This window comes from Rhodopirellula sp. SH410 (assembly GCF_055811895.1).
In genome coordinates this window covers 4,652,204-4,664,283 of sequence record NZ_CM147949.1, presented here as the reverse complement: position 1 = coordinate 4,664,283, position 12,080 = coordinate 4,652,204, and the positions used below count along the sequence as shown (strand labels likewise).

General features: G+C 54.7%; 12 protein-coding genes and 1 pseudogene. 8 read left to right on the top strand and 5 right to left on the bottom strand.

Annotated features, from left to right (window positions below; translation table 11 throughout):
* Positions 1-2,025 carry a protease Lon-related BREX system protein BrxL gene (brxL, locus tag SH410x_RS17060; protein ID WP_246146905.1) on the top strand — a complete coding sequence of 675 codons (2,025 nt, stop codon included), beginning with the start codon at positions 1-3 and terminating at the stop codon, positions 2,023-2,025.
* A 261-nt stretch (positions 2,026-2,286) separates the two neighbouring features.
* On the opposite strand, the gene SH410x_RS17055 is transcribed toward brxL, so the two are convergent.
* The gene (locus SH410x_RS17055; RefSeq protein WP_473669185.1) at positions 2,287-3,408 is read right to left on the bottom strand and encodes a transposase; all 1,122 of its coding nucleotides are present in this window, start codon (positions 3,406-3,408) and stop codon (positions 2,287-2,289) included.
* 268 nt (positions 3,409-3,676) lie between these two features.
* On the opposite strand from SH410x_RS17055, the gene SH410x_RS17050 reads away from it, so the two are divergent.
* Positions 3,677-5,293: a transposase gene (locus SH410x_RS17050; protein ID WP_473669183.1), complete on the top strand. Its 1,617-nt coding sequence runs from the start codon at positions 3,677-3,679 to the stop codon at positions 5,291-5,293.
* 302 nt (positions 5,294-5,595) lie between these two features.
* Here the strand turns inward: SH410x_RS17050 and SH410x_RS17045 are convergent, their stop codons facing one another.
* On the bottom strand, positions 5,596-6,648 hold the full coding sequence (locus tag SH410x_RS17045) for a DUF6807 domain-containing protein (protein WP_473669181.1): 1,053 nt from the start codon (positions 6,646-6,648) through the stop codon (positions 5,596-5,598).
* 186 nt (positions 6,649-6,834) lie between these two features.
* Here SH410x_RS17045 and SH410x_RS17040 point away from each other — a divergent pair, with 186 nt between their 5' ends.
* A complete protein-coding gene (locus tag SH410x_RS17040) occupies positions 6,835-7,005 on the top strand; it encodes a hypothetical protein (protein ID WP_473669179.1) in 171 nt (56 codons plus the stop codon).
* Here SH410x_RS17040 and SH410x_RS17035 read toward each other — a convergent pair.
* The 3 genes from SH410x_RS17035 to SH410x_RS17025 all read right to left on the bottom strand — a co-directional run bounded on the left by SH410x_RS17035 (position 6,986) and on the right by SH410x_RS17025 (position 8,724).
* Entirely contained in the window at positions 6,986-7,774 is a 789-nt protein-coding gene (locus tag SH410x_RS17035; protein WP_473669177.1) for an SDR family NAD(P)-dependent oxidoreductase, read from the bottom strand. The two genes, SH410x_RS17040 and SH410x_RS17035, sit on opposite strands and share 20 nt — an antisense overlap.
* Positions 7,775-7,818: 44 nt before the next feature.
* Positions 7,819-8,331: an AraC family ligand binding domain-containing protein gene (locus SH410x_RS17030; RefSeq protein ID WP_473669174.1), complete on the bottom strand. Its 513-nt coding sequence runs from the start codon at positions 8,329-8,331 to the stop codon at positions 7,819-7,821.
* A 207-nt stretch (positions 8,332-8,538) separates the two neighbouring features.
* On the bottom strand, positions 8,539-8,724 hold the full coding sequence (locus SH410x_RS17025; protein ID WP_473669172.1) for a hypothetical protein: 186 nt from the start codon (positions 8,722-8,724) through the stop codon (positions 8,539-8,541).
* Positions 8,725-9,201: 477 nt separating this feature from the next.
* On the opposite strand from SH410x_RS17025, the gene SH410x_RS17020 reads away from it, so the two are divergent.
* The 5 genes and pseudogenes from SH410x_RS17020 to SH410x_RS17000 all read left to right on the top strand — a co-directional run bounded on the left by SH410x_RS17020 (position 9,202) and on the right by SH410x_RS17000 (position 12,072).
* Positions 9,202-10,221, top strand: coding sequence for a nuclease-related domain-containing protein (locus tag SH410x_RS17020; RefSeq protein WP_473669170.1), 1,020 nt, complete (start codon positions 9,202-9,204; stop codon positions 10,219-10,221).
* A gap of 220 nt (positions 10,222-10,441) precedes the next feature.
* Positions 10,442-10,933, top strand: a complete 492-nt coding sequence (locus SH410x_RS17015; protein WP_473669168.1) for a rhodanese-like domain-containing protein — start codon at positions 10,442-10,444, stop codon at positions 10,931-10,933.
* A 69-nt stretch (positions 10,934-11,002) separates the two neighbouring features.
* On the top strand, positions 11,003-11,086 hold the full coding sequence (locus tag SH410x_RS17010; RefSeq protein ID WP_473677332.1) for a DUF1731 domain-containing protein: 84 nt from the start codon (positions 11,003-11,005) through the stop codon (positions 11,084-11,086).
* Positions 11,073-11,495, top strand: coding sequence for a YqjF family protein (locus tag SH410x_RS17005; protein ID WP_473669166.1), 423 nt, complete (start codon positions 11,073-11,075; stop codon positions 11,493-11,495). The genes SH410x_RS17010 and SH410x_RS17005 overlap by 14 nt, the downstream gene beginning before the upstream one ends.
* A 4-nt stretch (positions 11,496-11,499) precedes the next feature.
* A pseudogene (locus SH410x_RS17000) lies at positions 11,500-12,072 on the top strand (DUF1569 domain-containing protein).
* Positions 12,073-12,080 lie beyond the last annotated feature (8 nt).

The following is a 12,080-nucleotide window of genomic DNA, read 5'->3' as shown; positions in this document are numbered from 1 at the left end:
ATGGACGCACTTGATCAAAAAGTTACTCGCATATTCGCCGGCAAAGTCGTGCGTAAGGATCTGCTACATCAACTCAAAGGTGGAGAGAACGTTCCTTCGTACGTGCTTGAGTACCTGCTCGGAAAATATTGCGCGTCCGATGACGAGCAGGAAATCAAACTTGGAATCGAGGCCGTCAAGGATACGCTGACTCGGAACTACTTCCGCCACGACGAAGCCAACAAGGCGCAGTCGCTTGTCGAGCAGAAAGGGAAGTATCGCTTTATCGATCGCATCGACGTTCGATTCTTGGCAAGCGAATCGAAGTATTGGGCTTCGATGGACAACTTTGGATTCAACCGTATCCACGTCGCACAGGAATACTACCGCCGCTATGAGCGCTTGCTTGAAGGTGGCATCTGGGCAATCACAGATGTCGAATACCACGCAAATGACGACGGACCAAAAGGCAGTCCTTTTCACATCGCGGCAATCAAACCCGTCCAGCTTGCTCGATTCGACTTCGAGGAATATGCCCAGCTTCGTTCAGAGTTCAGCACCGATGAATGGATTGACATCCTGATTCGTAGCGTCGGCTTGGAACCGCAGACGTTTGATCGTCGGCTAAAGCTCCTGTTGTTGTCGCGTCTGATCCCATTCGTCGAACACAACTACAACTTTATTGAACTCGGGCCGCGCGGCACAGGCAAGTCATACGCATACAGTGAGTTCTCCCCGTACTGCATTCTTATTTCAGGTGGCAAAGCCAGCAGTGCAAACCTGTTCTACAACAATGCTCGGCGGAAAGTCGGGTTAGTTGGCTACTGGGATGTTGTTGCGTTTGACGAAGTGGGCGGCATGAAGGTCAGTGATCCTGATGTGATGCAGATCATGAAGGATTATGCGGCAAATGGACGATTCAGTCGGGGCGTGGCTCAGATTACCGCCGAGGCATCGCTGGTTTTCGTCGGCAACCTTAATCAGCCGGTGGAATCTTTGGTCGCAAATTCCGCTACCGACCTGTTCCAGCCATTGCCCAAAGAATTCGACTTGGCATTGATCGACCGATTGCACTTTTACCTGCCCGGCTGGGAAGTGCCGAAGAATTCAACGGACATCCTGACTAAGCATTACGGATTCGTGACAGACTATCTGGCTGAAGCTTTTCGCCATCTGGCAAAGAGCAACCAGACAGACACAACAGAGAAGTTCTACCGGCTGGGCAATCACGTCGAGGGCCGAGATGCCAGAGCTGTCCGACGAACGGTGAGCGGCTTCGTGAAGCTGTTACATCCAGACGGAAAGTACGAGAAGGAAGAGGTGCGAGAGTACGTTGAGTTGGCGCTAGAAGGTCGCCGTCGCGTGAAAGAACAGCTGAAGAAGCGACACTTCACGGAATTTCACAAGACCAGCTTTTCGTACATCGACAATGAAACCAATCACGAAGTTGTGGTCGCTGTTCCCGAACAAAGTGGAACTGGTTCCATCAGCCAAGATCCATTGCCGGCAGGTTCTGTCTATGCCGGTGTGATCGACTTGGAAGCCAATGTTGGTCTGTACCGGATCGAAGTCAATTGCTTGCCGGGCACTGGGAAACTGAAATCACCGGCCAGCATGGAGAAGACGTTGAAGGAGTCACTTCAACGCGCGTTTTCCTACCTGCAGGTCAATCAAGACAAAATGGGCCTAACGACATCGATCGCCCAGAAAGACCTGATGATTGAAGCTGTCGAGCTTACGGGCGGAAGAGTTGAAGCCGGCTGTGGTATTCCGTTCTTTATCGCCATGATGTCGGCCATCCATGATCGTCCCGTCGATACCAGCATGGTGATCCTTGGAGATCTCACAATCCAAGGGAACATCAAAGGGCTCAGTTCCATCCTCGAACCACTTCAAGTCGCGGTAGACAACGGAGCGACCAGAGCATTGGTTCCAATCGCCAATAAAAATCAGTTCGCAGCGTTACCAGAGGAAGTCGTAGAAAACCTCGAACTGGTCTTCTACGGCGATCCTGACCGAGCATTGCGTCGGGCTCTGGCAAACTGAGAACTGGTTGGTCACCACAATCTTTGTCTAACGTCCGAGATTCGCAGCGAACGACTTTGAGCACTCACGTTTCATCCAGCGAAAGAAAGAGGCCACCCACTTTTCAGCTCAGGCTGCGGCTTGTTTTTTGGCCGATTTAACTACGATCCGGTCCCCGCAGAGTGCCACCACCGAGCATTGGGCTGATTCTGATCCGATTCTCGAATATCGGCGCAGCAGCGACCCCGGAGGGAATCAAAGTGGATGGTTTTCCGAAGACGGTCAGGCCGACGATATCCCGAGTGGGTTGTCACGGGCGCAGAGCCAACCTTGACCGCGACGGGCCGCTTCCTCGGCGAGGTGTTCTGGGCTACCCGCTGCCCGCTTGAACACCCGCCCAAATCGGCTCACGACGTCGCACCAGGCATGGGTATCCAAGCCCATACGTGTGAGGATCGGCTGCAAGTGCGAGGGGATCGCACCGACCTTGTCACTGCGGAGTTGACGGCCCGTCCAGTCGAGCAATTCCAGATAGCTCGCCAACGAGACACTTAGGAAACCTTTCAGGCTGCCTCGTCTGCCCGAATGATCCAGGTGCGGCCCGACGGGATCGCTCTGCTCGTCAATTTCGATCGGACTCATCCAGCCACTGTGCTGGCGACCGCGGCTTCGCTCCCAGTCATGGGTGCTTTGGCGGGTCCGATCGGAGCATTGAGTCAAGTCGTCAATCCGGTCCTTGGCGCCGGTGTACTTGCTCGATTCAGGCGTTTCCGCCATGGCGGCACGAATCGGGTTGAGATCAACGTAGGCTGCACACGCCAATAAACTCGCTTCATCGAGGAGTACCTGTGCCCGAAAACGACCTTCCCAAAAGTGGCCGCGAGCTTTGTCCTCGGCGTTGCTGCGGCGAGCAATATGCTCGGCGAGACAGCGCATATACCAACTCACGTCCGACAGTCGCTGACGCCGTGAGGCAAGAACCGCCGGCTGATTTAGGATCATGTTCAGTTCCGGTCTCGCCGGCACGGCAGGGCTGCCGTCAGGGTTACGACGTTCGGGGAACAGCCGCAGCCAACGCTGGGCGACCTCTTCGTCCGACCACGCCGCGACGACGTCCGGGCGACTTCTTAAAACGAGGTGTAGGTGATTACTCATGATCGAAAACGTCAGACAATCGATCGCGAACACGGAGGCGAGGAATTCCATTCGGTCGCGGATCCAGCCCCTGCGGTGCTCAAAACACTCTCCAGTAGCGGGATCGGTTCCGCAGAGCCACGCCTTGCGGACGCACCTCTCGATACAGTGGAGGATCTGAATCTCATTCGGATCGATCACTTCCCCACGAGCTTGCCTGGGCATCTTCATCACCTCCATCAGCGTCACGGTTTTGAGCAGCGAAACCATTGGTAATGGTACGCAAGCCGCGATCGAAGGCAACTATTCATTGCCTGTCCCTATTCTCTTCTTCTCTTCCTAATCTCTTTATATCTCTTGCCTAAGCAACGCGTGATCAATAGTTGGCGTAGTGGATCTTGTTAAAGATCCATCCAGAACAGGATCTTTAACAGACGCGCCCGACAAAAGTCTCATGCTACCAGCATCTTTCGTGGGCGAGATGCGTTACCTTTTGCTGTCTGGATTTAGCTTTTTTCTTCGAGTGGTCGGTTAGTCAGTGAAAACCATCGAACTACCTACGCAGCAAAGACTTTTCGACCCGTTCGAGGGCGTCATCGGCCCCATGGGGCGAAAGATGATCGACAACGGATGGCAGGGCCTCCTTCGCGACGTGCTCTTGGAGCAGATGCCCATCGGCCTCGTCGGTGAGCATCTCAGTGACGATCAAGGACGACCAACCTTTGAGTTGCACGCGATCATCGCGCTCCTTTGGATCCGTGACTTTCAAGGTTGGACTGTCCCCCAGGCCCACGAAGCACTGCTGTTCCGAACCGACATCCAGTACGCACTGAACCTGGAGCCAAGCACCGAAGTCACTCAGCGAACCATTGAACGCTACATCGCTCGAATGCAAAGCAACGAGAAGATCAGTGAGGAGATCTTCGCAGGCGTTACCGACACCCTGCTGCAAAGCATGGAAGTCAAAGTCAAAAAGCAGCGTCTCGATTCCACCCATGTGCTCAGCGACATGGCCACCCTGGGACGCGCCCAAATGATCGGCGTGGCCCTGCGGCGGTTCTTCAAGAAAGTCGAAAAGCACGACGCTCAGTCGGGTTCGGCTAGGCTGATCGACCGATTTGACGACGAGCTTTTGGCCCGCTACCGCAAGCAATCCGACAGCCGAATCTTTGGCGACGCACGCACTACCGAACAGCGGAAAATTGCGTTGCAGCAAGCCGCCGAAGACCTCTGCTTAATCCTCAATGAATTAACCGAAACCAAACCGATCTGCGACTGGGACTCCTTCAAACAACTGCAAACGATCTTTAACCAGCAGTGCGAACTTCGGGAAGAATTCGTCGAAGTTCGCAAGAAAACCGGCGGCCATGTGATCGTCAATCCGTCGGATCCCGACGCGACCTACAGCGGTCACAAAGGAGCCGGATACCAGGTTCAAATCGCCGAGACGTTCAACGAAGACGGCGAGCCGAACTTGATTACTTCGGCCAAAGTCGAAACCGCTGCGGACAACGACGCCGATGCGGTCTCGCCGGTGTTGGAGGACTTGAAAAAGCGGGACGCCATGCCAGACGAACTGCTGGCTGATACCGCTTACGGTGGCGACGCCAACGTCGAGTCGGCTAAGCAAGAAGGCGTCGAATTGGTCGCTCCGGTGCCAGGCTCGAAGAAGTACGATGCTGATGAAATCGGCTACGACCAATTCAAGCTCAACTGCGCCGGTGAACTGGAGTCTTGCCCGGCTGGTCACGCTCCCGAGTCGACCAACTACAACGCCAAAGGCGACTACACTTTCGCACAGATGGATCCCGAGAAGTGCCAGCACTGTCCGCTGCTTGCACACTGCCGCGTTCAACGCAATCGGGACACCGCGCAGCCGACCGGCCGCATTCAATTTACCGGCAGTGCGGTTCGAGCCGACGCGCGTCGTCGCCACGAGCAGAGCGACGAGTTCCGCGATCGCTACCGTTGGCGGTCGGGTATCGAAGGGACCAACGGTTGCCTCAAGCGAATGATGGGCTTGGGTCGGCTCCGCGTTCGCGGCCACAATGCGGTGAAGCTTTCGATCCTACTGAAGCTGGCCGGTTGGAATCTGCTTCGAGCGGTGGCAATGCGCCGCCAGCGAAAGAATTCGCTCCAATTGGCCATCAACTAGGAGGAACAGGGGCAATAGGCGACTAGGACGACGGTTCATGTAGAGCCTGCGACTCCTCGACAGTCAAACCAGGGCCTCCAGAGAGGCCCCGGCTAAAAAATTTTGCACCACCAAAAAAAGTCGCCCGCAGCAAAGCCACCTAATGTCGGTTCCGTCTTAACAAGATCCACTACGGTAAACCCGTCACTTATTGTTCCTGGTATCCTGATCTCTTCTTCCGACATTCACTACATGATGGGCGATTCGATCGACCGTCACTTTGTCCGTATGATTTGCCGGTGGCGTGGTCAACACTGAATTCGCTACAAGCCTTGGCGAACCACTTCCCAAGCGGTATTCGCACGAGGAGCTTTTTTTAGTTCCCAGCCAGGACGAGATGCGAACGCGGAATGAATGATGTTGGCCCTCTCGCTAGCCAGATCGGCCGCATGTGTGTGCAACAAATAACGGACCGTCAGCGGTTTCCCCTGTTGGATCTGAATCGGTTCTCGCATCGTGAGGGAGGCTGCCATCCAGCCATCGGCGCGAACATGCCATCCGCTCGGGTACCCGGGGTTGCTCGGATGATCGTGGTAGGTGATGCCTTCACGAATAATCTTTCGCTCATCGCCGCTACCGGATCCAACCGAACCGCTGTAGTCCATCCAGCGAGCAGACAGTTGAAAATTTGCTGGTTCACCCGTTCTCCCCTCACTGCTGGTCAGTTGCCCGTCGCCGAAATCGACCGACAAATCTTTGGCAACACGAACCGCAAGTAATCCGAAGTTTGTTTTACCCAGCGTCACCGACGCAACGTTCGGGGGAGCTGACAACGTGGTCTGTAGTTCCAATAGCGACTCGCCTTGGGCGATCGGAATTAGAGAAGCGATCACCTGTTGTTCCAGCCGCAGCGTCCCTTCCTCATCCCACCACTGATTGGCGACCGCGATCGTGGCCGCGTCCTCACCATCCTGGTAAGCCAACCATTCCTTCTGAACGACCTTCGTTCGAGCGTTGTTATTCCAAAAGCTATGACCGTCCACGTCGTGATGCGCAAACCAAACGCTGAGATGATGGTCATGGTCCGGGGCACCTGGATGGCCGATCCTCGTCAGCGAGGTTCCTGAGGGACCGTTGAGCGGAAAGAAGAACGGTCGCGCATATGTCTCGCTGAAATTCCATCGCAATTTTTCAACTCCATCGATTTGCATGGAAACCTGATGTCCTACTTGAGGAATGACTTGACAGCGCGCGACCGAACGGGTGCCATGCGGGGGGTGGGGTTGCTGAGCAAAGGCCACAGAGCCAGCCCAGAGCAAGCAGGACAACGGCAGCAAAATGGATACGGCCCAGCAATCGATATTAAGCATTTTCATGGAGAGTTCGCAAAGAAAAGAGCGACCGGAGAAGCAAATCACCATCAGTTTACCGGGTCTGAACGCCTCCGTCTCTTCAAAGCGAAAGAGGCAAGAAGATGATTCCCGCCACTTCGGCCCGCGTGTTCGGGAATTCAGGCGAGAGGAAGTGGGCAAAAAAATTCATCGGAGGATATCGGTGACGAGATGGAACTCTTCGACACCGGTCAGTTTGTGGTCCAGGCCCTGAAAGCGGAAACGGAATCCTTCATGGTCGATGCCGAGAAGATGCAGGTCGGTCGCGTGCAGATCCCGCACTGGGGCCGCGCTGGGTTGACCGGTGTCGCGGTAGCTCGCTTCACGCAATCGTTGGAATGATGCCACCGTCGACTCGTATTGGTGCTCCGTTGATCGCCGATGCGAGTGGGCTGGCAACAAACGCAACCATGTTGGCAATCTCTTCTGGTTCGATCAATCTCTGAATCAGCGAGGTCGGCCGGTTGTCTGCCATGAATCGTTTTTCGGCCGATTCATATGGCTCATCCGGAAACAGATTGCTGACGAATTCCTTTACGCCTGGGGTCAACGTCGAACCCGGCATCACGGTGTTCACGGTAACAGCGGTTCCTTTGGTCAACTGAGCCAGACTACGTGAGACGGCAAGCTGCGCTGTTTTGGTCATCGCGTAGTGTGGCATTTCAGGAGCCGGCACGACGCCGGATTCGCTGCTGATGAAAATGATGCGTCCAGTGTTTTGCTCCAGCATTTGCTTGAGGTAATGCCGGGCAAGACGCACGCCACTCATCACGTTGATGTCGAAAATGTGTTGCCAGGCTTCGTCCGTCAGATCGAAGAAATCGACCGCCTCAAAAATGCCCAGGTTGTTGACGAGGATATCGAGTTGTGGATGTTCGGCGATCGTTTGAGCGACACCTTCGACGGTCCCGTTGTCGGACACCAGTCCGACCAGGTCGGCCTTCGGATTGCTTTGGCGAATTGTGTTAATCGCTTTGTCAACGCTCGAATTGCTGCGACCGTTGATGATGGTGGTTGCCCCTTCGGCAGCCAAGCGAGTCCCGATCGCCAGGCCAATGCCACCCGTCGATGCAGTGACCAAGGCTGTTTGGTTGTTTAGTTGTAGGTCCATCGGATATTTGTCCTGTTTGTGTCTGTAATGAGATTATTTGATGGTCAGATGTTCGCACGCTCTTCCTGCTTCGGTAGGTCGGGCAATGATGCGTGTCGAACCAGGACTTCACAGATTGCTTCATAGAACGCAGATTCCTGGTCCAATTGCGAAGCTCCGTCGTCCATCGCCCGGTGAGCCTGCAAAACGAGTTCTGCAAGTTGAGCATCGTCGATGACCGGAGGCAGCAACAAGGGTTCGATATCACCATTGCGGTCAAACGTTTTTACGATGCTCGCGATGACACTTGGGGCAGCATAGAGATACCGCCATGCCCCTGTCGCTGTGCAGGTGTGTACCTCGTTGGGGTGGATGGCAAGTAGCTTTCCCGGTCCGGTGTGGTATCGCTCGCCCCGATAGAAGAACGTGCCCGTCCCGCCTTCGGAGACGCCCAGTTTGTATTCGGGGTGTGAGTGACGCGGCCAAGTGTGTTTGACCGACTCCCACTGATGGATCGTAATTTCGTCGTCAGCAGAACCGTGAACTTTGAAATGCTTCACCTTGAATTCGGAAGCCATCCTATCCTCGCTGGCGATTAAACAACTTGAAAGCTGACAGACAGTTTACGTCGCACAGTTGGCGCGAGCAACCAAACGCTGGCGTAGTGGACGAGGCGGCGAGTCCCTCCACTGGTTATCGAAAATCGGCCTCGTTCGGCTAGGCAATGACTACGTCGAAGAATGCCGTTGTCGCACCGATGGCAAGGGTGGCATTGTAAACGCGTTTCAGTCTGCTCGATTTGCCACGTTTTCTCGCACGCGTTTCCAGACTGGCTTGTTCTTTCCGTCGTTATCGCGAAGTCCCAGCGTCCCGAGATATTCGGCAAACGCCGGTAGTTCGACGCCGTAGTATTTCGTCATCGCGTTTATTTCGGACTCGGACAGGTCGCACGTCCAGACGAAGTTGATCACCGGAAGAGCAGGAAAGAGCGAGAGAGAGGAGAGCCACCCATTTTTCGGTCCGGGCTGCGGTTTGTTTTTCGGCCGATTTAACTACGATCCGGTCCCCGCAGAATGCCGCCACCGAGCATCGGGCTGGTTCTGATCCGATTCTCCAATTTCGGCGCAGCAGCGCCCCCGGATGGAATCAAAGTGGGAGGTTTTCCGAGCGGGTCACCTCCGTCAGCGTCACGGTTTTGAGCAGCGAAACCATCGGAAATGGTACGCGAGCCGCGATCGAAGGCAACGATTCATTGCCTGTCCCTATTCTACTACTCAACAACGAATATAATCCGATCGAGGTGGCTGCTGATATGGCGGAAGAATTGCGAGTGATCGGTGAATTCGTTTGCTTGATCGACACGTTCCCATATCCACAGCCAAATATTATTTTTCTGACATGCACAGCGTTTTCCTCCTTGAGAACTATTTCCCTTCTGTGAGTAACTTATGATCGTAAAAGAAAAGGAATCTGCCCGGCCGACGGATCCAATGGGAAACGCGGGTTATGAGGCGGAAAAGCAGATGGCCTTTTTTCTGCGACGTGCGTTTGGCGAGAGTCTCGACGTTTTCATTTTGAATGACGTCACTCTAGAACGAGGTGGCGAGCGGGCACAGATCGATCATCTGGTTGTTCATCGCTTCGGTTTCATAATCGTGGAGAGCAAATCGGTCACCGGAACCGTGGAAGTCAATGAACATCATGAGTTTGTTCGGAGATACGGTGGCAAACGGTCTGGCATGAGGTCTCCCGTCGAACAGGCACGCTTGCAGGCTCAGTTGCTGCAGAATTTGCTCAACGATACTAAGGCATCGCTGCGGCCGAAAAAGCTACTCGGCAAGTTGCAGCCTGAGTTCGGAGATGAACGCTTTCAGGTTTTTGTCGCGATCTCGGACAAAGGTGTGATTGAACGCAATGGATCGAATCCACCCGAACTGATGAAGGCGGAACGAGTCGTCAGGGAGGTTCTTGGGAAAACCGAGCTCTATCAAAAGACACAAGGAGTGAAAGGTTTTGTAAGATATCTCACGGCTGGAAGCGATGATGGGAAGCGGCTAGAAGATCACCATGTCGGTCCCTTTACGGACCAAGAAATGGAGTCGATCAAGAATTTCCTGATAGACCAAGTTGCGACCGTTGTCCCGCCGCGCCGAAATAGGCCGTCGCCGAAAGCCAGCGTCAGGGCGACTCCGGAAGCAGTTTCAAAAGACAAGAATTTGGAAACGGTTGCTTTTCCTGTGAAATGCGACGCGTGCTCTGATGCTGAAGTCGAGATCTTGTATGGCCGCTACGGCTACTATGTTCATTGTCGAAAATGCGATGCCAAGAAAACGGTTCCACAAAAATGTGAGGTTTGTGGAAGCAAAGCCAAACTTCGCAAGAAAGGCAGCTGCTTCTATCGTGATTGCGAAACGTGTGGCACTCCGAATCTGCTACACACCAACCCGACACCCTCGGCAAGCAGCTAAGATAACTCACCATCACGCGAGAAGGAGAACATAAGACGATGCAGAACGATTCCGAAGAACAGCCGCCCAAAGAGACTCGGGCGTCGTCCTGTGACCCGGCTTGTCCGGTCTGCGGTGGCGGCTTGATTGACATTCGTGGCAAGTTGCAATGCACGAAATGCCATCGGATTTGCGAGACGTGCTGCGAGGGTGGTCGCGGATAGCGACCAGGTGAATCGTGATGCCACTGGGTGACCTGACCATTCGACTTTGCAATGGCGGCTTCGGAGCCATCGAGATGGTGCGGCGGTTGATGGGACGGCCGGAGGTGGGAACGACCACGACGTCGGATCTTCGCTCGGCGTTGAGTCTTGATAAATCGCCTGTGGTGCTGGTTGATGTTCGCAGCGATTCGGAACTTGCGGTGTCTCGAATCCCTGGGGCAATGACGCAGCAGGAATACGAGGCTGACGCGGGTGAGTTGGCCGGCCGGAGGGTCGTGGTTTATTGCACTGTCGGCGGACGCAGCTATCTGTACGCTCGGAAGCTGGTTGCCGCCGGTGTGGACGCGACGAACTATCGCGACGGGATTCTGGGTTGGTGCCGCGAAGGGTTGCCGCTGGAGTCTCCCAACAAAGAAGTGACCACTGCCGTGCATCCGTACTGGCGGATCTTTCATGTCCCCGACCAGTACGAAGTGAAGACCGGTCGTTTCAATGAGCAAGGTGAATAGAAAGCATGGATGAACCGATTTACTTGAATCACGCTGGGACGAACTGGCCGACCCCGGTCCCGGTGACGGATGCGATTGGCGGATGAGGGCTTCGCGTTTCGTTTTCCCGAACTGGAAACGGCGATCAAGGATTTGTGTGATGGCGGTGCGTGACGAAAGGCAAACCGATCGAACGTGGCCGCTGCCGAAGCAGCCTTGGGTGATGCGGATGACTTGGTCGGATTTGTTGTTCGCTCATTGGCCGGTCGAGCCGGAGTTGGTCGTCAAGCATCTGCCGGACGGAGTGACGTTGGACACCCTGGATGGGAAAGCGTGGGTCGGCGTGGTGCCGTTTTTGATGTCGAACATCGCACCACGTTGGGTTCCGCTGATTCCGGGGCTGAGTCGTTTTTTGGAACTGAACGTGCGGACGTACGTGAGCGTCGATGGCAAGCCGGGCGTGTGGTTCTTTTCGCTCGACGCCGAGAGTAAAGTTGCTGTTCGCGTGGCGAGGGCAACGTTCAATCTGCCGTACATGGATGCGACGATGTCGTTGCAGCACGACTCGATCGCGTTAGACTAACCGCATGGAACAACTACGTGAACTTCGCTTCGACGATCTGAACGCAGCGATCGACGAGGCTCGGTCGTTACTGAAGAGCGGATACAACCGGAATGGCAACTGGTCACTCGGGCAAATTTGCCGCCATCTGGCACTCGTGCAAGATCCGAGTGTGGATGGTTAGGATACCATGAACAATAAGTGACGGGTTTACCGTAGTGGATCTTGTTAAAGATCCTGGTCTGGATGGATCTTTGACAAGATCCACTACGCCAGTTATTGATCCCGCGTTCCTTATCCGAAGTGGATGTCGCTGTTTGCGTGTTTGCGTCCTGTAATGCGACGGATTCTCTTGCCGAAAGTTCTTAGCGGCGATTCACCTCGCGGAATTCGTACGGCGTCGATGTTTGTTCCGCCAGCGGAACTGGATGACGTTCGAGAAGTAGAGGCTTTTGCTGCGAGCGTGGTTCGGTTCTACGCTCACCTTGGTGACTATGCTCCGCATCCCGCGTTTGGGCGATTACCGCGTGAGCGGATTGAGGAAATTCACACTGCACATGCCGCTCACCACTTGCGTTTCCTAGCACCCCGCGACTGATTCTGTTT

Bases quoted from the DNA above. Each gene is read 5' to 3' on its own strand.
- SH410x_RS17030 (WP_473669174.1), bottom strand. From the start codon at position 8,331: ATGGCTTCCGAATTCAAGGTGAAGCATTTCAAAGTTCACGGTTCTGCT.
- SH410x_RS17010 (WP_473677332.1), top strand. From the start codon at position 11,003: ATGCGATTGGCGGATGAGGGCTTCGCGTTTCGTTTTCCCGAACTGGAA.
- brxL (WP_246146905.1), top strand. From the start codon at position 1: ATGGACGCACTTGATCAAAAAGTTACTCGCATATTCGCCGGCAAAGTC.
- SH410x_RS17020 (WP_473669170.1), top strand. From the start codon at position 9,202: ATGATCGTAAAAGAAAAGGAATCTGCCCGGCCGACGGATCCAATGGGA.
- SH410x_RS17055 (WP_473669185.1), bottom strand. From the start codon at position 3,408: ATGGTTTCGCTGCTCAAAACCGTGACGCTGATGGAGGTGATGAAGATG.
- SH410x_RS17045 (WP_473669181.1), bottom strand. From the start codon at position 6,648: ATGAAAATGCTTAATATCGATTGCTGGGCCGTATCCATTTTGCTGCCG.
- SH410x_RS17040 (WP_473669179.1), top strand. From the start codon at position 6,835: ATGGAACTCTTCGACACCGGTCAGTTTGTGGTCCAGGCCCTGAAAGCG.
- SH410x_RS17015 (WP_473669168.1), top strand. From the start codon at position 10,442: ATGCCACTGGGTGACCTGACCATTCGACTTTGCAATGGCGGCTTCGGA.
- SH410x_RS17035 (WP_473669177.1), bottom strand. From the start codon at position 7,774: ATGGACCTACAACTAAACAACCAAACAGCCTTGGTCACTGCATCGACG.
- SH410x_RS17005 (WP_473669166.1), top strand. From the start codon at position 11,073: ATGGCGGTGCGTGACGAAAGGCAAACCGATCGAACGTGGCCGCTGCCG.